The 21,092-nt window shown below is 74.0% G+C and carries 31 protein-coding genes; 13 read left to right on the forward strand and 18 right to left on the reverse strand.

Going from position 1 to position 21,092, the window contains the following annotated elements:
- Positions 1–30 precede the first annotated feature (30 nt).
- From OG618_RS03250 to OG618_RS03265, 4 genes are all read left to right on the forward strand, one after another.
- Positions 31–531: an anthrone oxygenase family protein gene (locus tag OG618_RS03250; protein WP_329485605.1), complete on the forward strand. Its 501-nt coding sequence runs from the start codon at positions 31–33 to the stop codon at positions 529–531.
- A 221-nt stretch (positions 532–752) separates the two neighbouring features.
- Complete coding sequence (locus tag OG618_RS03255) at positions 753–938, forward strand: hypothetical protein (protein WP_329485606.1); 186 nt, start codon at positions 753–755, stop codon at positions 936–938.
- A gap of 62 nt (positions 939–1,000) precedes the next feature.
- Positions 1,001–1,288: a hypothetical protein gene (locus OG618_RS03260; protein WP_329485607.1), complete on the forward strand. Its 288-nt coding sequence runs from the start codon at positions 1,001–1,003 to the stop codon at positions 1,286–1,288.
- A gap of 142 nt (positions 1,289–1,430) precedes the next feature.
- Positions 1,431–2,078, forward strand: coding sequence for a CatB-related O-acetyltransferase (locus tag OG618_RS03265; protein WP_329485608.1), 648 nt, complete (start codon positions 1,431–1,433; stop codon positions 2,076–2,078).
- Positions 2,079–2,092: 14 nt separating this feature from the next.
- Here the strand turns inward: OG618_RS03265 and OG618_RS03270 are convergent, their stop codons facing one another.
- Together OG618_RS03270 and OG618_RS03275 are read right to left on the reverse strand one after the other, a co-directional pair.
- Positions 2,093–2,359, reverse strand: a complete 267-nt coding sequence (locus OG618_RS03270; RefSeq protein ID WP_329485609.1) for a hypothetical protein — start codon at positions 2,357–2,359, stop codon at positions 2,093–2,095.
- A 48-nt stretch (positions 2,360–2,407) separates the two neighbouring features.
- Positions 2,408–3,070 carry a VanZ family protein gene (locus tag OG618_RS03275; RefSeq protein ID WP_442906755.1) on the reverse strand — a complete coding sequence of 221 codons (663 nt, stop codon included), beginning with the start codon at positions 3,068–3,070 and terminating at the stop codon, positions 2,408–2,410.
- Between the two features lie 230 nt (positions 3,071–3,300).
- On the opposite strand from OG618_RS03275, the gene OG618_RS03280 reads away from it, so the two are divergent.
- On the forward strand, positions 3,301–3,645 hold the full coding sequence (locus tag OG618_RS03280) for a YkvA family protein (RefSeq protein WP_329485610.1): 345 nt from the start codon (positions 3,301–3,303) through the stop codon (positions 3,643–3,645).
- Positions 3,646–3,674: 29 nt separating this feature from the next.
- Here OG618_RS03280 and OG618_RS03285 read toward each other — a convergent pair whose 3' ends face one another.
- Positions 3,675–4,277, reverse strand: a complete 603-nt coding sequence (locus tag OG618_RS03285; RefSeq protein ID WP_329485612.1) for a TetR/AcrR family transcriptional regulator — start codon at positions 4,275–4,277, stop codon at positions 3,675–3,677.
- 90 nt (positions 4,278–4,367) lie between these two features.
- Here OG618_RS03285 and OG618_RS03290 point away from each other — a divergent pair, with 90 nt between their 5' ends.
- A complete protein-coding gene (locus OG618_RS03290) occupies positions 4,368–5,072 on the forward strand; it encodes an SDR family NAD(P)-dependent oxidoreductase (protein WP_329485613.1) in 705 nt (234 codons plus the stop codon).
- Between the two features lie 84 nt (positions 5,073–5,156).
- Here OG618_RS03290 and OG618_RS03295 read toward each other — a convergent pair whose 3' ends face one another.
- The 5 genes from OG618_RS03295 to OG618_RS03315 form a co-directional block, all read right to left on the reverse strand.
- Positions 5,157–5,729 (reverse strand): dihydrofolate reductase family protein, encoded by a 573-nt coding sequence (locus tag OG618_RS03295; protein WP_329485614.1) that lies wholly within the window; start codon positions 5,727–5,729, stop codon positions 5,157–5,159.
- 50 nt (positions 5,730–5,779) lie between these two features.
- Positions 5,780–6,517, reverse strand: coding sequence for an SRPBCC family protein (locus OG618_RS03300; protein WP_329485615.1), 738 nt, complete (start codon positions 6,515–6,517; stop codon positions 5,780–5,782).
- Positions 6,514–7,164: an ArsR/SmtB family transcription factor gene (locus OG618_RS03305; RefSeq protein ID WP_329485616.1), complete on the reverse strand. Its 651-nt coding sequence runs from the start codon at positions 7,162–7,164 to the stop codon at positions 6,514–6,516. The genes OG618_RS03300 and OG618_RS03305 overlap by 4 nt, the downstream gene beginning before the upstream one ends.
- 191 nt (positions 7,165–7,355) lie before the next feature.
- Positions 7,356–7,667, reverse strand: a complete 312-nt coding sequence (locus OG618_RS37980; protein WP_442906756.1) for a hypothetical protein — start codon at positions 7,665–7,667, stop codon at positions 7,356–7,358.
- 446 nt (positions 7,668–8,113) lie between these two features.
- Positions 8,114–8,422 (reverse strand): hypothetical protein, encoded by a 309-nt coding sequence (locus OG618_RS03315; RefSeq protein WP_329485617.1) that lies wholly within the window; start codon positions 8,420–8,422, stop codon positions 8,114–8,116.
- A gap of 354 nt (positions 8,423–8,776) precedes the next feature.
- Here OG618_RS03315 and OG618_RS03320 point away from each other — a divergent pair, with 354 nt between their 5' ends.
- The 3 genes from OG618_RS03320 (at position 8,777) to ku (ending at position 10,813) form a co-directional block, all read left to right on the forward strand.
- A complete protein-coding gene (locus tag OG618_RS03320) occupies positions 8,777–8,941 on the forward strand; it encodes a hypothetical protein (RefSeq protein WP_329485618.1) in 165 nt (54 codons plus the stop codon).
- 109 nt (positions 8,942–9,050) lie between these two features.
- Positions 9,051–9,512 (forward strand): DUF5709 domain-containing protein, encoded by a 462-nt coding sequence (locus OG618_RS03325; protein WP_329485620.1) that lies wholly within the window; start codon positions 9,051–9,053, stop codon positions 9,510–9,512.
- Between the two features lie 215 nt (positions 9,513–9,727).
- Positions 9,728–10,813, forward strand: a complete 1,086-nt coding sequence (gene ku, locus OG618_RS03330) for a non-homologous end joining protein Ku (protein ID WP_329485621.1) — start codon at positions 9,728–9,730, stop codon at positions 10,811–10,813.
- Positions 10,814–10,894: 81 nt separating this feature from the next.
- On the opposite strand, the gene OG618_RS03335 is transcribed toward ku, so the two are convergent.
- Positions 10,895–11,293, reverse strand: coding sequence for a DUF4440 domain-containing protein (locus tag OG618_RS03335; protein WP_329485622.1), 399 nt, complete (start codon positions 11,291–11,293; stop codon positions 10,895–10,897).
- A 167-nt stretch (positions 11,294–11,460) separates the two neighbouring features.
- Between OG618_RS03335 and OG618_RS03340 the strand changes: the two genes are divergently transcribed.
- Positions 11,461–13,056, forward strand: coding sequence for a CYTH and CHAD domain-containing protein (locus OG618_RS03340; protein ID WP_329485623.1), 1,596 nt, complete (start codon positions 11,461–11,463; stop codon positions 13,054–13,056).
- Between the two features lie 292 nt (positions 13,057–13,348).
- On the opposite strand, the gene OG618_RS03345 is transcribed toward OG618_RS03340, so the two are convergent.
- Positions 13,349–14,473, reverse strand: coding sequence for a carboxylate-amine ligase (locus OG618_RS03345; RefSeq protein WP_329485624.1), 1,125 nt, complete (start codon positions 14,471–14,473; stop codon positions 13,349–13,351).
- Between the two features lie 299 nt (positions 14,474–14,772).
- Between OG618_RS03345 and OG618_RS03350 the strand changes: the two genes are divergently transcribed.
- The 3 genes from OG618_RS03350 to OG618_RS03360 are packed head-to-tail and all read left to right on the forward strand — an operon-like array spanning position 14,773 to position 16,871.
- Positions 14,773–15,864, forward strand: coding sequence for a YihY/virulence factor BrkB family protein (locus tag OG618_RS03350; protein WP_329485625.1), 1,092 nt, complete (start codon positions 14,773–14,775; stop codon positions 15,862–15,864).
- A 52-nt stretch (positions 15,865–15,916) separates the two neighbouring features.
- The gene (locus tag OG618_RS03355) at positions 15,917–16,573 is read left to right on the forward strand and encodes a HemK2/MTQ2 family protein methyltransferase (protein ID WP_329485626.1); all 657 of its coding nucleotides are present in this window, start codon (positions 15,917–15,919) and stop codon (positions 16,571–16,573) included.
- On the forward strand, positions 16,557–16,871 hold the full coding sequence (locus tag OG618_RS03360) for a CDGSH iron-sulfur domain-containing protein (RefSeq protein WP_329485627.1): 315 nt from the start codon (positions 16,557–16,559) through the stop codon (positions 16,869–16,871). Before OG618_RS03355 ends, OG618_RS03360 begins: the two co-directional genes overlap by 17 nt.
- Here the strand turns inward: OG618_RS03360 and OG618_RS03365 are convergent.
- The 8 genes from OG618_RS03365 to OG618_RS03400 form a co-directional block, all read right to left on the reverse strand.
- Positions 16,827–17,855 carry an iron-containing redox enzyme family protein gene (locus OG618_RS03365; protein WP_329485628.1) on the reverse strand — a complete coding sequence of 343 codons (1,029 nt, stop codon included), beginning with the start codon at positions 17,853–17,855 and terminating at the stop codon, positions 16,827–16,829. The two genes, OG618_RS03360 and OG618_RS03365, sit on opposite strands and share 45 nt — an antisense overlap.
- Positions 17,852–18,169 (reverse strand): hypothetical protein, encoded by a 318-nt coding sequence (locus OG618_RS03370; protein ID WP_329485629.1) that lies wholly within the window; start codon positions 18,167–18,169, stop codon positions 17,852–17,854. Before OG618_RS03370 ends, OG618_RS03365 begins: the two co-directional genes overlap by 4 nt.
- A gap of 106 nt (positions 18,170–18,275) precedes the next feature.
- Positions 18,276–18,857: a hypothetical protein gene (locus OG618_RS03375; protein ID WP_329485630.1), complete on the reverse strand. Its 582-nt coding sequence runs from the start codon at positions 18,855–18,857 to the stop codon at positions 18,276–18,278.
- Between the two features lie 139 nt (positions 18,858–18,996).
- Positions 18,997–19,182 (reverse strand): hypothetical protein, encoded by a 186-nt coding sequence (locus OG618_RS03380; RefSeq protein WP_329485632.1) that lies wholly within the window; start codon positions 19,180–19,182, stop codon positions 18,997–18,999.
- Between the two features lie 59 nt (positions 19,183–19,241).
- Positions 19,242–19,502 (reverse strand): DUF4235 domain-containing protein, encoded by a 261-nt coding sequence (locus OG618_RS03385; protein ID WP_329485633.1) that lies wholly within the window; start codon positions 19,500–19,502, stop codon positions 19,242–19,244.
- 110 nt (positions 19,503–19,612) lie between these two features.
- A complete protein-coding gene (locus tag OG618_RS03390; protein WP_329491993.1) occupies positions 19,613–20,089 on the reverse strand; it encodes a ferritin-like domain-containing protein in 477 nt (158 codons plus the stop codon).
- Positions 20,090–20,312: 223 nt separating this feature from the next.
- The gene (locus OG618_RS03395) at positions 20,313–20,483 is read right to left on the reverse strand and encodes a hydrophobic protein (RefSeq protein WP_329485634.1); all 171 of its coding nucleotides are present in this window, start codon (positions 20,481–20,483) and stop codon (positions 20,313–20,315) included.
- A gap of 77 nt (positions 20,484–20,560) precedes the next feature.
- Complete coding sequence (locus tag OG618_RS03400; protein ID WP_329485635.1) at positions 20,561–21,091, reverse strand: hypothetical protein; 531 nt, start codon at positions 21,089–21,091, stop codon at positions 20,561–20,563.
- Position 21,092: the final 1 nt, after the last annotated feature.

The following is a 21,092-nucleotide window of genomic DNA, read 5'->3' on the forward strand; positions in this document are numbered from 1 at the left end:
AGCGGGCGTTCACTACGGGGAGTGTGTGGGATGGCGGGATTCAGAAGTGCGGTACTGCTGGCGGCGACCCTGGCCATGGGACTGAGCGCGGGTCTGTTCTTCGCCTTCTCCTGCTCCGTCATGCCGGGGCTCGGCAAGGCCGACGACCGGACCTTCGTGGAGACCATGCAGCGGATCAACGTGGCCATCCTGAACGGCTGGTTCATGCTGGTCTTCCTCGGCGCGCTCGCGCTCACCGTGCTCGCCGTGGTGCTGCAGTTCCGCGGCGGCGACCGGCGGCTGCTGCCCTGGCTGATCGCGGCGGCGGTGCTCTACACGGTGGTGCTGGTGGTCACGGGCGCGGTGAACGTCCCGCTCAACGATCAGCTGGCGGCGGCCGGTTCGCTCGACCGAATCCCGGACCTGGCGGCCGTGCGGGAGACCTTCGAGAGCAGCTGGGTGGGCTGGAACACCGTGCGGACGGTCGCCGCGACGGCCGGCTTCGGCTGCCTGCTGGCCGCCCTGGTGACCGGCGCGCGAAGCGCGCTCTGACGGTGCGCGGGGCCGGGCACCCGGCCGACGGCGAAGCCCCGGACCGGGTCCGGGGCTTCGCCGTCGGCCGGCGGGCCGCGACGCCGGACCACGCGGGGCCGGCGGGAGGCGGCCGGCCGCGCCCGAAACCCCGGCGGGGCACGCATGGAGCACCGCCCGGTGGGCATCCGCGCAGGGACCCGGAACGCCCGGGAGCTGCAACGGAGCGAGAGGAGCCCGCCGTGAGCGACCCCCGCACGGCGCCCAAGGTGCCCGACCTGCCGCCCGCCGAGGGCACGGAGGCACCCGACATCCCCGCGGCCGGTGGCGAGGAGGGCCGGACCCCGGCCGGAGGGCCGACCGCCGACCGGAACGGCTCGGCCGCGGAGACCACCAGGGCCGAGAACGAGGACGAGCCGCCGGACTGACCGGCGGCGCGGACGGAGCCCGAAGAGCGCGGGCGCTCCCCCCGGAGCGCCCGCGCCCGCGTATGCGCCCGTGCCCGTGGGCGCACGCCGGAGCACCGCCCGACCGGCTCGGGCTGTCGTGCACCGGAGCCGCCCCCGACCTCGCGGAGCCTGCGGACTCCGGCAACGTCTGCCGGTCCCAGGAGCACCGCGACGTCGCCATCCCGACCGTCGGTGGCCCGAAGGCCGTCGTCGAGCAGAGCCCGCTGAGCCGGGGCCGCTCGAACGAGGGCCAGATCGGCAGCCGACCGGTCACCTTCACGGCGGGCCGGCAGGGCTGGTGGAACCACACCAGCCTCAACGCGCAGTAGCCGGCGCCCTCCGCCGCGCCGCCACCGCGACGGGCCCGGGGGCCCGTCGCGGTGGCGGCAGGGGGGGTAAACGACTGGTTCCGGGACGCACCGTTCCGCGATCATGGAGCGGACACCCCCTGCCGACGAGGAGACCCACCCCATGGCCGCGCCCGCCGACCCCACGGTCCTCCACCCGCTGCCCGAGCACCCGAGGGTGGTGCTGCTCAAACCGCTGGTGAAGTCCCCGCTGATCGAGGTCGGGGAGTACTCGTACTACGACGACCCGGACGACCCGACCGCCTTCGAGACGCGCAACGTGCTGTACCACTACGGGCCGGAGAAGCTGGTGATCGGCAAGTTCTGCGCGCTGGGCACGGGCGTGCGCTTCCTCATGAACGGCGCGAACCACCGGATGGACGGCCCGTCCACCTTCCCCTTCCCCACCATGGGCGGCTCCTGGGCCGACCACTTCGACCTGCTCACCAGGCTGCCGAACCGGGGCGACACCGTGGTCGGCAACGACGTCTGGTTCGGCCACGGCGCCACGGTGATGCCCGGGGTGCGGATCGGCCACGGCGCGATCGTCGCCGCCGGCGCCGTGGTCACCGGCGACGTGCCCGACTACGGCGTCGTCGGCGGCAACCCGGCCCGTCTCATCCGCACCCGCTACGGCGCCGAGGACGTCGCCCGCCTGCTGGCGGTGGCCTGGTGGGACTGGCCCCCGGCGCACATCACCGAGCACGTGCGGACGATCATGGCGGGCGGCATCGCCGATCTGGAGGCCGCCGCGCCGCCCGGCGGTTCCTGATCCGGAGCCGGACGCTAGTCCACGGCCCGGCGGGCGACCAGGTTCCCGATCGCCGCGTAGACGATCGCCGGGATGCCGTAGTCGAGCAGGATCTGGACGGTCTGGCTGGAGACGGTGAAGAGCCCGCGCGACCAGGCGGCGAGCCAGTCGGCCGCGGAGTGGAACCAGCCGACGACGGTGTTTCCCTGATTGGCGCTGAGCAGATCCAGGATGATCCAGACGACGAGAATGCCTGCAACGATGTGGGCCGCTGCTCTGATGGCCGAATTCATTCCTCTCATGGCCACCGCTTAGCCCGTGGCGGCTGCGGCAAACCGGCCGAGGCCCGGTCAATTCCCTTGACCCTCAGGGCTGTTGTCCTGGCGAAGGTGCGTCCGGGGCCCGGGATGGACCGTCCGGACCAGCCGCCGCCCCAGCACCAGGTAGCCGAGCAGCGCGCCGAGGGTGTTGAGGATGACGTCGTCGATGTCGAAGGCCCGCCCGGTGATGAGCGCGCCCTGGACCAGTTCGACCAGCACCATGACCGCCGCCGTCCTGATCAGCACCCGGAACAGTCCGCGGGCCCTCGGCCACAGCACCGGTAGCAGCAGCCCGAACGGCACCCCGAGCAGCACGTTCCCGCCCACCTGGCGCAGCGCGTCCAGCGTGACGGCGTGCAGCAGGTAGTGCCGCAGCGAGTCGCCGGGGCGCAGGTTGCTGTGCACCCGGCCCACGGCCCCGGGCTCGGGCACCAGCGTGATGCGGGCCAGGAGGACGGCGAAGCCGACCATCGCGAGGAAGGCGGCGAGGAGGATGAGCCACCGGCCGACCGCCCTGGCCCAGGACCGCCGCTCGGGCGCCCGCTCCTGCACACCGTCCGACTCACCGATCGGCGGTTCCCCGTGGTCGGGCGGCGCCGGACGGCCGCGACGTCGCAGCCGTGCCGCCAGGGCCCACCGGGTACCGCCCCGGGGTCCGTCCCCGGCTTCCGTGTCGACCAGCTCTTTCGTCACGACTCCCCCGCCCGCTCAGGTGGTGCGCGACCGCCCGCCTACCCGCGCCGCGCCACCTCATGCCGCGTGTCCTCCTGCCGTGCGCGGGGCCGCCGGATCGGTGGCCGCCCCGGCGACCGCGCCACGGGTGCGATGCTTGAGTTCGCCCGGTGGTGTGCACGGTCCGCGGAAAGCGGGGCAGGTTCCTGGGGAACGGTCGGAGCGGTCGGTTCGAGCGAAAGGTGGCCGGGGTGGACGGCGGAAGCGTGTTCTGGTGGGTGGCCGGCGGGATCGTCGCGGTCACCGTGGTGGTGGCGGTCGTCCTGGTGGTCAAACTGGTCCGGGCCCGGAGACTGCTGGGCTCGGCCGGCATCCCGATGTCGAAGAAGGTGCTCTTCTGGGCGTCCATCGCCTATCTGATCAGCCCGGTGGACCTGCTGCCCGACCCGATCCTGCTGGATGACATCGGCTTCCTGCTCGTGGCCCTGCGCTCGTTGAACAAGGCCGGGCTCCGGGCGGGTGTCGGCCCCGCGGTCCGCAGCGCGGCCGGTTACGCGGCCGCGCGGCCGAGGCAGCGGCCGGAGGGTCCGACGTAGCACCCGGGCGGAACCGGTCGGGCGGGCACTCAGCCCGCGCGGGGCCTCAGCAGGTCCTGGACGAGGGTGTCCACCAGGGCGGCGGAGACGCGCGACCCCGTCAGGGCGCAGTAGACGACCGGGCCGACGAGGCCGTCGACGACGGCGTCGGGGTCGAGTCCGGGCGAGAACGCGCCCGCGTCGATCCCGCGGACGACCAGGTCGCGCTCCCGACCGCGGCGAGGGCCGAGGTAGCGCTCCTGGAGGCGCTCGGCCGTCCTGGGATCATGCTGCGCCTGGGCGAGCAGCGCGAGCAGGACCCGGCCGGCCGGGTCGACGGCGAGGAACTCCGCGAACCGGGCCAGGTAGGCGCGGACGGTCTCCGCCGTGGGCGCCTCCTCGGTCGGGACGGGGAGCTGCTTCTCGGTGTCCTCGATGAGCGTGTCGAGCAGGATCTCGACCTTGGAGGGCCACCAGCGGTAGATCGTCTGCTTGGCGACCCCGGCGCGGCGCGCGATCGCCTCGATGGTGAGCGCGCCGAACCCGTGCTCGACCAGCAGGTCGTCCGCGGCGTGGAGCACGGCCTGACGTGCGGTCTCGTCGCGCCGGTTGCCGGAGTGGGGTCTGCGGGGCGCGGAGCTCGTGGCGGGCATGCGGGACACAGTACCGGGACCGGCCCGAATCCTGTTGTCTAGACGCAACGACTCGTCTAGGTTGAGTCCCCCAACCATCAGGGAGCGCCTGTGTCCGCCACACCCACCGCATCCGCCCGCCGGGCCCTCGTCGTCGGAGCCTCCCGGGGCCTGGGGCTCGTCCTCGCCGACGAACTCGCCCGACGCGACTGGCAGGTGATCGCCACCACCCGCCGGGACAGCGCCGGACTGCGGGCGATCGCCGACGCCCGGAACGGCCGGCTGCGGATCGAGTCGTTGGAGATGACCAGCCCGCGAGAGCTGTCCGCCCTGCGCGAGCGCCTGGACGGCCGCCGGCTCGACCTGCTCTTCGTCAACGCCGCGATCAACCTGAGCAACCGGCCGATCGACGAGGTCCCGACCCACGAGTTCACGGAGGTGATGATCACCAACGCGCTGAGCCCCCTGCGCGCCCTCGCCGCCCTCCACGACCTCGTCGTACCCGGCGGCACGGTCGCCGTCATGTCCTCCGACCAGGGCAGCATCACCCGGAACACCGAGGAGGGCTACGAGCTCTACAAGGCCAGCAAGGCCGCCCTGAACCAGCTGATGCGCAGCTACGCCACCCGCCAGGCCGGCGACGGCCGGACCAAGCTGCTCATCGACCCCGGCCACAACCGGACGGAACTCGGCGGCTTCGACGCGCCGCTCGACCCCCGGGAGAGCATCCCCGCCGTCGTCGACGTCCTCGAAGCCCAGGCCGGCACCCCCGGCCTCCAGTTCCTGGACCTCCACGGCGAAGCCGTCCCCTGGTAGCCCCCGGGGTCCACCCCGTCCCGCCCGGCGAGGGCCGCCGGGCGGGACGCGGTGGGGGGCGGCGCGGGCCGGGAGGGTGCCCGGTCAGTGGAGGACGTCGAGGATCTGCTTCTGGAGGCCGTTGGAGTAGACCTCGTGCTCGACGAGCTGCAGCTTCTGCGCGTCCTTGTCCGTGGTGCTGAACAGGCGCTTGCCGGCGCCGAGCAGCAGCGGGTAGACGAGCAGGTGGTAGCGGTCGATCAGGCCGGCGTCGGAGAGGCCGTGGTTCAGGGTGGCGCTGCCGTGGACGATGATCGGGCCGCCCTCGGTCTCCTTGAGCGCGGCGACCTCGTCCAGCGAGCGCAGGATGCTGGTCTCGCCCCAGTTCGTGACCAGCTTGTCCGCGGTGAGCGTGGTCGAGACGACGTACTTCGGCATCGTCCGGTAGCGGGCGAACTCCGCCATGTCCGGCCAGACGGGGCTGAAGGCCTCGTAGCTGGTGCGGCCCAGCAGGATGGCGGTGGACTCCTCCTGCTCGCGCCCCTTGATCTCGAAGGCCTCGGGGAGGAACTCGACGTCCTTGAAGGTCCATCCGGAGTTGCGGTAGCCGGGCTCGCCGCCCGGCGCCTCGACGACTCCGTCGAGGGAGACGAACGCGGTGCTGATGAGAGTGCGCATGGTGGTCCTCGGTGTCGTTCTCGGGTGCGGTCGGGATATCCGGGCGGCGGTCAGCCGAGTACTCGTACGAGCCACCGCTGCCAGGCGTCCTCGGCTCCGTCGGTGTCCGCTCCGAACAGGTGGTGGAACATCAACGCCGTTCCGGCGCCGTGGTGGAAGGTGTAGAGGCCGTCCGCCGTGCGCAGCCCGAAGCGTTCGTCGTCGGCCCAGACCACCTCGCCGTCCAGCGGCGGCAGGCCGGCCGGCTCGGCCTGCGCCCGGGCGCCGACGGTCACCGGGGTGGGCAGCGACAGGGCGCCGGCGAGGGCCGCCCGGACGTCCTGCGCCGTCCGCCGGCCGGTCGGCGCCGCGGCGAACACCGGGACGGCCGTGCGGGCGGCGAAGTGGGTCAGGTACTGGGCCAGCGTGCCCAGGTGGAAGGGCCAGCCGCGGCGCAGCGCGTCGTACTCGTCCTGCCAGTCGTCGCCGAGGAGGCCGCTGTGGACGACGCGCAGGACGGTGGCGGCGCCGCCACGGCCTTCGATGAGGTACTCGAAGGCCATGAAGCGGCCGTCCTCGCCGGGTGACGTGCGGGTGGCCAGCCGCTTGCCGGGTTCGTAGGCGGTGACCAGGGCCTCCTCCCGGTGGCCGCCGGTCTCCATGGCCGCCGTGCCGCCCTCACGCGGTTCCACCTCGTTGCGGCCCATGAACCAGGAGTCGATCCCCGGGCCGGTGGCGATCGCCTCCCAGACCTGTTCGGGGCTCGCCGGCAGCGTGGTCTCCAGCTCGATCTCGAACGGGTGCGTCATCGTCGGTCCTCCTCCGCCGCTTCGGAGTTCGTCGCCGGGGGCGCCCCGGTGGCGCCCGGCGGCCCGGCCGGGTCGGGGATCTGGTGCAGCCCGACGACCACCCGGTGGGTCCGGCCGCCCGGCGCGCTCTCGTCGTGATAGCGGCCGACGAGGGCGGCCACGGTCCGGGACAGCTCCTCGGCGAAGGCCGCCCGGTCGGCCGCCGAGGCGAACCGCACCTCCGCGTCGATGCCGAAGGAGGCGACCCGCCGGCCGGCCCGGGAGGCGCCGGTCAGCAGTTGCCCGACCTCCTGGACCAGCCGTGACCCCAGGGCCAGCAGCCAACGGGCCGAGAGCTGGTCGGGCGAGCGGACCGGGTCCGGGCGCACGGCGGCCAGGGCGAGCGGGGAGATCACGTAGGAGGCGGCGGTGGCGCGGTACACCCGTTCGGTGACGTTGCCCTTACGCCGTTCCTCGGCGAGTTCGACGAGCCCGTGACGCTCCAGCTCCTTCAGGTGGTAGTTGACCTTCTGCCGGGGCAGCCCGAGGCGGCCGGCCAGCATGGTGGCCGAGCCGGGCTCGGCCAGGGCGGCGAGGATCCGGGACCGGATCGGGTCCAGGGAAGCCTCGGCCGCGGCGGGCTCTTCGATCACAGCGACGTCCAGCACCCCTCCAGAATGCTTCCGACAGGATTCTTTGTCAAGACAAGGGAATCTGTCGGTGAGCGGCTGCGAGCAAGGTCCCGGGGCTCTCGTGACCGCCGGGGGCCGGACACGCGACCGCCGTCCGGCCCGCGCCGGAGCGCGGGCCGGACGGCGGTTCGCCGGCAGGCTCAGTACGGCCGAGCTCGTACGGCCGCTCAGGACGACAGGCCGTGCGCTCGGGCCTCGGCGGTGCTCTTCAGGTCGCGCAGCCAGGATTCGAGGCCCTGCGCGAGGATCTCGGTCGCGGCGGGCACGTTCGCATCGACCTGGGGCCCGGTGTGGGTCTCCTCGGTGCGCACCAGGACACCGCCCCTGACCTTGACGAAGCTCCACACATGGACGCCGTCGATGTGCAGGCCCGCACCGATCGCGGGGCCGGTCCAGCGGATGCAGGAGTCGCGCTTGAGCTGCTCGACGGTCGAGGTGATCACCAGGTTGGTGGCGGGGGTCGAGGGATTCGGGGGCACCGGCGTCGTCCACCGGAAGGCCGAACCCCTGCGGAGCGGGCCGTCGTCGAGGCGGTCCGCCGTCGTCGAGGCGGTCCGCCGTCGTGACGGGGGGCTGCCAGGCCGGCCAGCGCTCCACGTCGGTCTGCAGCGTCCAGACGACGCCCAGCGGCGCGTGGATCATGGTCTCGGTCCGGTGGCGGACGAGTGCGTCGGGGTCGACGCCCTTCCCGCCGCAGGTCAGGGACGCACCGGGCCGGGAGCCGGGCCCGGTGGCGGCCCCGGCGGGCAGGGCGGCCGCGCCGAGCAGGCCGACGACGAGCGGGACGGTGCACAGGGCGGCACGGAGGCCGGTGCTGCGAATGCCGGACATGGGGTTCCCCTTGATCGGTCGTAGGCGGACATGGCCCATCGGGTGCGCGGCGGGCGTCGGGCCCGGCGCGGCGGGCGGTGTTCGGTGGGGCACGTCACCGGCCGGGGCAGCGCTGTTTCCGGGCCCGGTGGAGGGTGGCGAGGAGGGCGGCGGACGCCGCCACGATCAGCCCGGCGAACCCGGGGTGCATGTCCTTGGACAGGCTCTGCGCCCCGTCGGGCCGGACCAGCCACACCACCAGTGGGGCGGCGTACGCGGCGGCGAGCAGGAAGACCGCCCGCCGCACCGCCCGGTCACGGACGGACCGGAGGGCGCCGACGAGGGCGAGCACCACCGGGAGGACGGCGAGCAGCGCGAACTGGCCCACCACCAGCAGCGGAACCGCCCAGGCGGCGACCGTCACCGACCTCGGGACGGGCCGGTCTCCACGCCGACCTCCACGCCGACCTTCGTGCCGGTCTTCTTGCCGGTCTTCGCGGGCGTGGGGCGACTGGACCGTGGCGGCCATGAGGGTCTCCTTGGATCGGCGGAGTGCACGGCGGCACCACGCATGCCAGGCTGAGATAGATAGATGCTCACGTGTTCGTTAGAAGTTGTAACGCAGAACGACCCTGAGGGTCAATAGTGTTAGTGATAGCTTCTAACAAAACCTTGACCATCTAGCTCGCTTGAGCGGGATCACACCCGGCGTGGGAGCAGGCACTCCGGGCAAGCGCTTGGTACTGCTGTCGGACACACCGAAGAGAGGACCGCGGCCATGACCACACCCGACGACACCGAGCAGCCGGACGAGGAGACCCGCGAGCGGTCCGCCGAGGAGCGCTCGATCGTGGCCCCCACCCCGGCGGACGTCCGCGCCAAGGCGGAGGACGGCGACGACGAGGAGCCCGAGCCGCCGGCGGCGGACACCCAGGCGCCCTGACAGGGGCTCAGACCGGGGCGCGCGCCCCACTTCGCACCAGGGGGTGGGCGCCCCGGGCAGCCGGCGCGTCCGGTTCCCAGCCCCGGACCACAGGAGTCAGGAGTTGTTCATGGTTGACCACAGCAGGGGTGACGACGTCTACCAGCCCGTCGGCGGCGACGACGAGCAGGAGGACGCGACGCCGCTCGACCTCCAGGACGCACTGGACGAGCGCACGTACGACGACATCCTCGACGAGGGGTACTCACCGCCGGAGAAGCCGCTCGGCGTGACCGGCGCGGGAACCACCCCGGCGGAACAGCGCGAGGGCGAGAGCCTCGACGCCCGGCTGGCCCGGGAGCTGCCCGACGTCGCCGACGGCGAGGGCGACGGCATCGGCGACCTGCCGGGCGGGGAGGGCGAGCTGCTGGACGCCGAGGCCGGCGACCGTCGGGCGGGACGGCTCGTCGCACCGGACGAGGGGGCTCACGCGCACACCACCAAGGGTATGTTCGCCTCCGACGTCGGCATCGACGGCGGCGCCGCGGGCGCCGAGGAGGCGGCCATGCACATCGTGCCCGACGAGGAGTGAGCACGCTGGGCAGCGGGATCGAACACGGCCCGTCATACCTCTCCCGTCGGGGTTTGAGCAGGTGAGCGGCTGTCCACACACCAGGTAGGGCGTCGTCGTGCCTCCGAGCGGGGCCCAGTAGGCGGCGGCGCCCGCAGGCCCGTCACCGCACGCGGAGCACCGGCCCGGCGCGGACGCCGGCGGGCCGCCGACGGGGGCGAGAGAGGACAGCCGCCATGGCCCGACCCGTGTGGACCGGAGTCCTGACCTTCGGCCTGGTCACCGTGCCCGTCTCCCTGTACACCGCGACGCAGTCCCACGACGTGCGCTTCCACCAGCTGCAGCGCGGCACCTCGGACCGCGTCCGCAACAAGCGGGTCAACGAGCGCACCGGCAGGGAGGTCGACTTCGGCGAGATCGTGAAGGGCTACCCGGTCGCCGAGGGCGAGTACGTCGTCGTGGAGCCGGACGAGCTGGAGCAGATCTCCCCCGGCCGCTCACGCACCATCGACATCGCCGGCTTCGTCGACCTCGCCGAGGTGGACCCGATCTTCTTCGACAAGACCTACTACCTCGGCCCCAAGGGCAAGGAGTACCAGAAGGTCTACGCCCTCCTCGTGGAGTCCCTCGACCACGCGGGCAAGGTCGGACTGGCGATGTTCGCGATGCGCGGCAAGGAGTACCTGACCGCCATCCGCTCCGAGAACGGCCTGCTGGAACTGCACACCATGCACTTCGCCGACGAGGTCCGCGACCCGCGCCGGGAGATCGACGACCTCCCCGAGAAGGTCGAGCTGTCCACCCAGGAGATCAAGACCGCCGAGCAGCTCATCGGCATGCTCGCCGTCGACTGGGACCCGGGCGAGTGGCACGACACCTACGAGGACCAGGTCAAACAGCTCATCGAGGACAAGCTCGCCGGCCGCGAGATCGCCGTGTCCAGCGGCCCGGCCCCCGAGGCCACCAACGTCATCGACCTCATGGACGCCCTGCGCCGCAGCCTCGACAGCGCCGGCAAGGGCGACTCCGCGGAGGCGACGAAGAAGTCCTCCCGGAGCACCGCGTCCTCCGGTAAGGAACGGGCACCCGCGAAGACCGGTGGAAAGAAGACCGGTGGAAAGAAGAGCACCGCCTCCGGCGGCTCCACCTCGAAGCCCGCCGGCGCGGCCGAGGCGTCGGAGCTGTCCGAGCTCACCAAGGCCGGGCTCTACAAGCTGGCCACCGAGCTGGACATCCCCCACCGTTCCACCATGAACCGTGAGGAGTTGCAGGAGGCCGTCGGCAAGGCGCGGTCCGGCCGCCGGCTCAAGGCGGTCTCCTGACGCCCTCGGGCGGTACCACGGCCGTCCCGGCCCGGCCGCCCCCGCGCGCGGGCCGTCCCCTTACTCAGACCACCACCGCGCTCAGACCGCGTCGAACCAGGAGAACGCCGCGATCCGCCAGCCCTCCGGGGTCCGGACGAACTGGATGGTCTTGGTGCCGCCGCCCTCGAAGGGCTCGCCGTCCAGGATCCCGGACTTGCGGTACTCGCCGAACCGTGAAGCGATGTCGCCCGCTATCTCGGTGCGTTCGGAGACCTCCCACTCGGAGAACTCGACCAGCCGGCCCTCGGTCAGCAGCCGCTCGCGGGGCTCGACGAACTCCTCCACGGTGTACACCGTGAACGCCGGACCGGTCAGGACGATCACGCCGCCCGGGATCATCAGCCGGCGGACCCGGGCGACATCGGCGGCCCGGCCCTCCCGGTTGTCGAAGGACCCGAAGAACTCGGCGGTCAGCGTGTCGATCTCAGCCTTGGACATGGCGCGACGCTAGCACCGGCGGGCCGCCGCGCACCGCCGGTTACGGCAGGCCGCCACCGCTCGGGGCGCCCGGGCTCGCGGCGGGTCTGTATCCGGTGGTCCGGACAGGGCCTCCGGACCACCGGGACCGCGCGATTGAGTGCGCCCGATCCGGGCAGGCGACCTCCATGGCGACTGTCCACGAGGAGACCGAACAGAGCTACGACGGAGCCCCGAGCCGGGCGCTGGCCCCCGACGGGCTGCCGGGCGTGGCCGAGATCGCAGCCGGCACCGCGGAGATCCTGGACGCGGTCTACTACGACACGCCCGACCTGCGGCTCCTGCGCGGCGGCATCACCGTGCGCAGGCGGACCGGCGGGCACGACGCGGGCTGGCACCTCAAGATCCCGCACCCCGACGGGCACCGCACCGAGCTGCGGCTTCCACTCGAAGCGGGGACGGCCCGCCGGCCCCCGGAGGAGCTGGTGACCCGCACCCGCGGCGCCGCCCGGGGCAGCCGGCTGGCGCCGGTCGCCCACCTGCGCACCCGCCGGGACCGGACCCTGCTGCTCGACGCCGGACACCGCACCCTGGCCGAACTGGCCCAGGACGAGGTGTCCGCCCAGATCCTCGACCCGGGTCGGCTCCTAGACGAGGGCCAGAACCTCGATGAGGGCCAGAACCTCGACGGAAGCCGCCTCCGGGGCCCGCAGGCGGCGGCCCGGTCCGACGGGTCCGGGCCGCGCACCGAACTCGTCACCTGGACCGAGACCGAGGTGGAACTGGTCGACGGCGGGCCCGACCTCCTCGACGCGGTCGATCGCCGGCTGCGCGAGGACGGACTCCGCCGGACGGCCGCGCCGTCCAAGCTCGGCCGGCTGCTGGCCGACCGCCTGCCGCCGGACCGGCGGCCCACCGCGCCGCCCGCCGGGTCGGTCGGCGCCGTCCTCACCGCCTACCTGCGGGAGCAGACGGCGACGCTCCACGACCTCGACCCGGCCGTCCGCCTGGACCGGCCCGACTCGGTGCACCGGATGCGGGTGAGCGTCCGCCGGCTGCGCAGCGCGCTCACCGCGCACCGCCGCCTGCTGGACCGCGCCACCACCGACCACCTCGCCGAGGAACTGCGCTGGCTCGGGAAGGTGCTGGGGAAGGCCCGGGACGCCGAAGTCCTCGGCGAACGGCTCGGCACCCAGGCGGGGGACCTGCCGCCGGTGGCCCGGCCCGGGGAGGTCGCCGAGCGGATCTCCGCCTGGTTCGACCACCGCTACGCCCGCGCCCACCGCGCCGCCGTCCACACGATGGACGGGCGCCGGTACTACGCGCTGCTCGACGCCCTCGACGAATTCGCCGCGGCGCCGCCCCTGCGGGCACGCGCCGAGCGGGGCGCCGGGCAGGCCCGCCGCGCGCTGAAGCGCGAGCAGCGGCGTACCGGGCGACGGCTGCGCGGCGCGCTGGACCTGCCCGCCGGTACCGACCGTGACCAGGCGCTGCACCGCGCCCGCAAGGCGGCCAAGCGCGCCCGCTACACCGCGGAGAGCCTGTCGCCGCTGGCCGGTACGGCCGGCCGACGCTTCGGCAAGCGCATGAAGCGGATCCAGAAGGCCCTCGGCGCCCATCAGGACGGCGTCGTCGCCGAACAGGCCCTCCTCCCGGTGGCGGCCGCCGCGGGCGACGCCGGCCAGCCCACCTTCGGCTACGGCCTGCTGTACGCCCTCCAACGCGCCGGGACCGGAGAGCAACTCGCCACCGCCCGCCGCACCTGGCACAAGCTCCGGCACTGACCGGCCATCCGGGCCTGTCCCCCGGTCCGGCCTGGTCGCGTTCGCACAGCTGGTCCGGAAGGCCCGGGCCCCCGTGGAGCATGACCACGGGCGGCGTCCGAGTCGTGTCGCCCAGCGCTGTCCAGCGGATTCGCGCCCCGTCCGTCGTGGACGTCAGGCCCCCTGTCTCCATCAAGGTCACCGTGGAGAACCTACCGCCGACGCTGACGTCCTGCCGGACGCCCGGGAGCAGGCTGGAGGACGCCCCGGCGGGGCTTCCCCGAGGCTCTCCGGGCCTGCGGGGCCGGGCCCCTCAGGCGCGGGCGGTCAGGGCGGCGAGGCCGTCCACCACGTGGTGGAGCGAGCCGTGGCGGCGGTGGAAGACACGCTGCCGTTCGGCTCCGGTGCCGGTGGCGAGGACGGCGCCGAGGAGTGCGCGGGCCTCGGCGAGGTCACCGTGGGCCTCCAGGCCGGGGGTGCCGCGGCGCAGCAGCAGGTGGAGCAGCTGGATCATCGGGCGGGACGTTCCGGACGGGTCGACGCCCGTCCCCCGCAGGCCGTGCAGGGCGGCCTGCCGGTGGGCCGCGGCCAGCTGGGCGTCGGTGACGTCCGGTGCCGGCGCGTCCCGCTCGGCCTCGTACAGCAGCGAGCTCGCGAGGCCGCGCAGCAGCACGGCGAACAACAGGGTGGCGTCGAGGTCGGCGTTGACGTCGGCGACCCGGATCTCCAGGGTCGGCAGGTGCTCCGACGGACGCGCATACCAGTAGATCATCCGCCGGTCCAGGACGGTGCCGTCGGTGACCAGCCGGTCGGCCAGCGCGTCGTAGCCCCGCTCGTCGAGCACCGGCGCGGGGCCGACGGTGGGCCACCGCCCGTATTGCAGGGCGCGCCAGCTGGCGCAGTTGCGGTCCCGGCCGTCGGCGAAGGGGGAGTTGACCATGAGCGCCTGGAGCACCGGCAGCCACGGGCGCAGGCGGTGGCTCAGCCGGAGCGCCTCGGCCCGGTCGAAGGTGCCGAGGTGCACGTGGAGGCCGCTCAGCTCGCCTCCGCCGGCGCCGGTCGCGAGCGGGCCGACGCGCCGGGCGATCTCCCGGTACCGGGGGGCGTCGGTGATCGGCAGCGGGTGGCGGGTGAGCAGCGCCGTGGCCGACGCCACCAGCAGGCAGTCGTGCCGGGCCGCGGCGGCCGCCACCGCTTGCCGGCCGGCCGCCAGTTGCGCGCGGAGGTCGGCGGAGGTCGACGCCGGGTCGGTACGGATCTCCAGCTGGCTCGCGAAGAACTCACCCTGCACGCGCGGGCCCAGGACCGGCCGCGCGTCGGCGATGACCTCGGCCGCCCGGGGCGCGGCGGCCCGGCTGCGGGTGTCGGCCAGCAGGAACTCCTCCTCGACACCGAAGGTGAGCGGGGAGTCCCCGGGGACGGAGCCGGTCATCGCCATCGGTCTCTCCAGTCGCAAAGAGGGCCAGTAGGAACAGGAGGAGGGCCAGCAGGAAGGAGGCCAGTCGGAGTCGGTCAGGAGACGGGGCCACGAGGCAGGACGAGGGCCACGCACGATCGCCGGCTCGTGGAGCCGGCCACCTGCCGTGCTCAGAGAACCTGCCCAGGCAGGGGCGGGCCATGCCGCCCGGCCGGGAGGGAACCTGTCCGGAAGCAGGGCTTCCCGCACGCGCCGCGGCCGCCGGCACCAGCGGGGCGGCCGCAGCGGTTGAGGGAGCCGGTCCGGGGCAGGCGCGCCGCATGGAACCCGCGCCCGAGCCCACCCACCCGTCCGACGGCCCCGAGACCCCTCCCCCGCCCGGGCCGACCGGCCGCTCCGGACCGGACACCGGCCCCGAGCCGGCCGGACCGGACAGCGCCCCCGCCGCCCCGCGGAGCCCGTCCGATCTGCCCCGCCGCTCGTGGCGGGCCGTCGTGCGCCGCACCGGCGGGGAGTTCCTCGCGGACGAGCTCCCCGACCGGGCGGCGGCGCTCACCTACTACGGGGTGCTGGCGATCTTCCCCGCCCTGCTCGTCCTGGTGGCGATGCTGGGTGTGATCGGCCGCTCCGCGACCGACGCGATCCTCGACAACCTCCAGCACCTCACACCGGGCCCGGCCCGGGACATCCTGCGCAACGCCGTCGACCAGCTCAGGGACAACAGCGGCCCGAGCTCGGTCCTCGCCGTGCTGGGCCTGGTGGCCGCGCTCTGGGCGGCCTCCGGGTACGTCGGCGCCTTCATCCGCGCCGCCAACGCCGTCTACGACATCGCCGAGGGGCGCCCGCTCTGGAAGGTCACGCCGCTGCGGTTGGGGCTGACCCTCCTCCTCATGGTGCTGCTCGCCGCGAGCGCCGTCATCGTGGTCTTCACCGGGCCGATCGCGGACCGGGTCGGCCGCGCGCTCGGGCTGGGCAGCACCGCGCTACGGGTGTGGTCCTACGCCAAGTGGCCCGTCCTGGTGGTGCTGGTGATCCTGATGATCGCGGTCCTGTACTGGGCCGCGCCCAACGTCCGCGGCCGCGGCTTCCGCTGGGTCACCCCCGGCAGCGTCCTGTCGGTGCTGATCTGGCTGGCCGCCTCGGCGGGCTTCGCCGTGTACGTCGCCAACTTCTCGTCCTACAACCGGACGTACGGCACCCTCGCCGGCGTGATCGTCTTCCTGGTCTGGCTCTGGCTGTCCAATCTCGCGATCCTGCTCGGCCTGGAGTTCGATGCCGAGCTCTCCCGTCAGCGGGCCATCGCCGGTGGCTTCCCCAAGGACCGGGAGCCCTACGTCACCCCGCGTGACACCAGCACCTGGCCCGAGGAGAAGGAGGAGGAGGCGCCCCCGGAGGACGGGGGACAACGGTAGGCCGAGCGGGCCGGCGAGGTGTGGGCGGCGCTGATCCGGGCAGCCGCCCGGCATGCTGTTGATCAGACCGCCGGGCGTCTATCCGCCCCAGGGCGACACCGAACTGCTCATCTCCAGCCTGCGCCGCGAGCCGCTGGGCCCCACCAGCCGGGTACTCGACGTCGGGACCGGCACGGGGGCGGTGGCACTGGCCGCCGCCGGGTCCGGCGCCCGGGTCACCGCCGTGGACCTGTCGGGCCGCGCCGTCGCGGCCGCCTGGCTGAACACCCGGCTGCACCGGCGTCGCGTCCGGCTGCGCCGCGGGGACCTGCTGCGTCCTGTCGCCGGGCAACGGTTCGACCTCATCACCGCCAATCCGCCGTACGTGCCGGTCGACGACGCCGCGGACGCTCCGGGGCGCGGGCCGGCCCTGGCCTGGGACGCGGGGCGGGACGGGCGACTGGTGCTGGACCGGATCTGCCGCGAGGCGCCCCGCCTGCTCGCTCCCGGCGGGGTGCTCCTGATCGTGCAGTCCTCCCTGGCGGACGTCCCGGCGACGCTGACCGCGCTGCGGCGGTCCGGGCTGCGCGCCTCGGTGGCCGCGCGGCGGCGCCAGGCGTTCGGCCCGGTGATGACGGCGCGCGCCGGCCTGTTCGAACGGCTGGGGCTGATCGCGCCCGGCGAACGCGCGGAGGACCTGGCGGTGGTGCGCGGTGTTCGGCAGCGGTGAGCCGCGCGCGGCCGACTTCACCCGGGTGACGATCGTGGCGGGCGGGCCGCTGCTGGTCGAGGGCCCCGTCGAGGTGACACTGCCGGACGGCACCGTGCGGCGCTCGGAGCGGCCGGTGGTGGCGCTCTGCGCCTGCCGGCGGAGCCGCCGCTACCCGTTCTGCGACACCAGCCACCGACGGCGGCGCGCTCCCCGGCCGGACTCGGTCCCGGCCGGGGAGCGCGCCGCCGGGGAGGGCTCGCTCGGGGAGGGCTCAGCCGCGGGAGGGGGCCGCGCCGACGCCGCCGGGCAGGGGTGAGTCGGGCAGGGGTGAGCGCAGTGAGCTGCGGCCGGCCCGCCAGTGGTCGAGCAGATGGGCGGCGAACCGGTCGTCGACCGCCGCGGCGGCGGCCACCCCGAAGGCGATGTCGGCCGCCAACCCGGGCTCGGCGGAGACCAGTTCCTCGACCACGCCACGCCGCACCAGTTGCTCGTGGACGGCGTCCGCCTCGATGTGCTCGCGGTAGAAGAGCGTGCCGTCCGGCCCCGCGCCGAGCCGCTCCAGCGCGGTGGCGAGCCGGGCCGAGCCGGGCGAGGAGGTGACCTCCAGGGCCGCGAAGTGGCCGACCCCCGCGCCGCGCAGCGCCCGGTGCAGGCCGAAGAGCATCATCAGGTTGACCACGGCCAGCGCGGGTGCGGGGACCAGGTCGATGTAGTGGCCGTACTCGGGGTCGAGGCCCAAGTCGGCCATCATCCGCGCGAACAGCAGCGCGTGCGCGCGGTCCGGGCGCCCGGCGCCGTACTCGTCGTAGGCGATCGCCATCAGGACCGCCTGCGCCGGACCGTGCACCCGGGGCACCAGCCACAGCTGCGGGTCGGCCTCCTTGAGGTGGTAGACCGAGCGGTGCACCAGGTACTCACGGGCCTGCCAGCGCTCGCCCTCGGCGAGCAGGAAGTGCGAGGGCCCGGAGCCGTCCGGCGGCTCGGTCAGCAGGCTCTCCAGCGCCTCCGGCAGCGGCCGTACGGGCTCCACCTCGGCGCGCACAGCCGCCAGGAAGGCCCGCTCCAGGTCGCGGCGGAGGGCGAGCAGGCCGGGATCCCACTCCCACTCGGGGTCGACGCCCGGCAGGCCCCGGTCGTGGAGTTCGTAGCAGAGGTGGAGGGCGAGCTGGTGGTCCTCGCCCCACGGGTCGGTGAGCGGGCCCGGTTCGGTCAGGAGCCGCCCCGCAGCGGGCGGTCCGGCGGTGACGAGGTCGAGCACCGCCTCGGAGAGCGGGCCGCGGGACCGCGGCAGGGCGTTCACCGTCCGCTCCGGTGGCCCTCGGCGCACAGGCGCAGCACGGCGAAGGACGCCGCGAGGATCAGCGCCCAGCCGCCGGTGAACGCCCAGAAGACCGTCGCCGGGGCGGGCAGCAACCCGACCGCCAGCAGGGCGAGCGAGGCCAGTCCCAGGCCCAGCACCGTGCGCGGGCGTACCCCGCGCACCATCTCCCAGCCCCGGCTGCGCAGCCCGAGCCCGAGCCGTCGCACCAGAGCCACCAGTTCGCGACCGTGGCTGCCCGTACCGCCGGTGCCGCCGTCGACTCCGGCCAACGCCACCTGGTCCCGCCGCTCCATCGCGTCTGTCTCCTCGCGTAGCCGTTCATGTCCGCCGGTGCGGGTGCCCGCGATGCGGGCCGGCTAACCTGCGGATCGTGGCCTGCCGTGGATCACCACGACGCGGTCAGTGGCCGAAGAGGTGCCGGATCCGGCCGCCCCGTCCGGGCTCGGCGGGCCGCTCCTCCTCCTGCGGCTGTTCGGGCGCGACGGCTCGCGGGTCGCGCGCGTAGGTCTGCGGCTCGGGCGGGTAGGCCTGCTGCTCCTGGGTGAGGGCCTGCGGGTCGGGCGGGTAGGCCTGCTGCTCCTGGGTGAGGGCCTGCGGGTCGAGCGCGTAGGTCTGGGGCTCGGGTCGGCCGGCCGGGTCGGCCGGTCGGCGGGGGTCGTCGCGCTGGACGGGCGTCGCGGGCGCGACCGGCCGCGACGGGACGGGTTCGACCGGAGCGGGGTAGCCCTCCGGGCGGCCCCTGCGGTGGGCGCCGAGCCGCACCGGGCGGGTCCGCCGGGCGAGGACGATCAGGGCCAGTCCGAGGCAGAAGAGCAGGGCGAGCGCCACCCCGGCGAGGAAGATCGCCAGGCTGTTGAGCGTCACCAGGTCGGATCCGAGGACGGAGACCTGGTAGTCGGGCCCGCCGTTGAGGTTGTCCGCGATCAGCAGGCCGGTGAACGCGCCGGCGGCGGCCATCAGCAGAGGTCCGAGCAGCAGCATGTCGGGAGTCCCTTCGGTCCGTTCGGCCCCCGGTGCCCTCCCCTCGCTGGGCCTCGTCTACCCGACCGACCGCGGCCCTAACATGCCCCCGCCCCCGGCCCTGCCCGATCGGGCAGGGCCGGGGGCGGGGGCGGTCGGATCAGACTCTCCGCCGCGACGCCTGCTCGGCGGCGTCGCCATCCCCGTCCTCGGAGCGGTCACCGCCGTCGCGCGGGACCTGGCGGGCCCGATCGATGTGCTCGGTGTTCTTCTCGTCCACCTCGTCCTTGAGGTGGGAGAGGTCCTCGGACTTCCGGTGGGCCCGCTCGCGGTCGAACTCCTTCATGGGTCTGCCCTCCTGTGTCGCCGGCGGCCCGTGCCCGGGCGGCTTCGCCGGGCCGCGGGTCAGTCGGGCCAGGTGCCGGTCAGGCGGCGGGTGCCGACCGCGCCGCCGCGGTCCACCGCGGCCTTCACGAGGGCGAACAGCGCTCCCTGCAGGGCGGCCGCGGTCAGCACCTCCCGCCAGGTGCGCTCCTGGTCGGTGGCCTCCGGCGCGTCCTCCTCGTGTCCGAGGAGCGCCCACAGGCGCCGGAACAGGGCCCCCGCGATCAGCCCGCCGAGAACGCCGAACAGGAGCCCGAGCGGCTTGTAGAGGATCTTGATCATCGCAGTCTCCCCGGATCGCACGACCGCCGTCGGCCGTCGGCCGTTCCATGCTGTGCGTCTGTCCGTCGGCGGGCCGGCCAATCCACCGGTGGCGGCCCGCCGGCCGGGAATCAGATGGCGAGCAGGTCGGTGAGGTCGTCGGCGTGCTCCTCCTCCTCTTCGAGGATGGACTCGATGAGGCGGCGGGTGGTCGGGTCGTGGTCCCCGAGCCAGCGGGCGATCTCCTGGTAGGTGGAGATGACGATGCGTTCGGCCAGCAGGTTGTGCTCCAGCATCGCCGTGAGGTCCTTCTCGTCCGGCGTGGTGTAGTCGGTGTGGGCACGACTGGCGAGGGTGCTGGGGTCGAAGTCGGGCTCGCCGCCGAGCTGCGCGATGCGTCCGGCGGCCCGCAGCGCGTGCTGCATCTCCTCGGCGGCGTGCTCGGTGAACTCGGCCGCCACCTGGGCCCGGTCGATGCCGCTGGCCGAGATGGCGTGCCGCGTGTAGCGCAGCCAGCAGACCACCTCGGTGGCGACCACGTCGTTCAGAACGGCGATCACCTTCTCGGTGTCGAGGCCGTAGGTGCTGGTCACCGCGCCCTCGGCCATCTTCTTCCGGGCCTCGTCCCGGATCCGGCTCACGTCGATGACGAAGTCGTCGCCTGCCACAGTGCACTCCCAAGGGGTCGGGGGGAAGGACGGTCCGGGCCACGTCTTCCCCCGGACGGGCGAGGACATTCCCACCCGTTCCGGACACCACCGGTTCGCAGCAAGGCCGCGGCAAAGCCCGGCACGGAGAGCGGCGGGCCGCGCCCCGTGCCAGGCCCGAGGTCTACCAGCGGTACCAGCGGCCCCGGCCGCCCGAACTGCTCGCGCCGCGCGCGACGAAGCCGAGCAGCCAGATGACCAACACCGCGAGGGCCACCCACCAGAGGGCCTTCAGGGCGAATCCGGCTCCGAAGAGGATCAGGACCAGCAGCAGGACGAGCAGCAGAGGAACCATCCCGAACAGCCTCCAAGGTCGGTGTCACCAGCGGTGGCAGGCGTCTTCCCCCGGTTCGGAGTTCCACGCCCCCGCGTTCAGAGCGGCGACGGCCCGCCGGATCCGGCGCCGCCCCCGGCGAGCACCTCGGCGCTGACCAGGCGGTGCCAGCCGTCCAGCGTGCGGGCCTGGTCGGTGGCGCGTGCGATGAGCCGGTCCAGGTCGTCGCGGCCGAGGCGGGGCTCCTCGTCGGCGATGGCGCGCAGCGCGCGCCAGAGGGCGGTCTTGCCCGCGACCCCGGTGCGCATCATCTCCAGCTCGACCAGGTCGGACAGCGGGGCGCGGTGGACCAGGGTGCCGTTGGGCTTGAGCCGCCCGATGCGTTCGCCGGCGATGCCCAGCCAGGTGCGGTAGTGCCGTACCGGCACGCCCAGCCGGTTCATGATGCGGACGAGTTCGTCGCGGTCCTCCTCGACCTGCCGGGCCAGCTCGCGCAGTTCGGCGGCGCGCCGGCTGTCGGCATGGGAGTCGGCCATCCGGCGCGCGAGTGCGGCGCCGCCGAACGCTCCGGTGAGGTGGTCGTTCAGGTAGACGCCCAGGGGCTGGGCCAGGAGTTGAGGTGACCTCACG

It is taken from the genome of Kitasatospora sp. NBC_01246 (assembly GCF_036226505.1).
Classification (GTDB): Bacteria; Actinomycetota; Actinomycetes; order Streptomycetales; family Streptomycetaceae; genus Kitasatospora.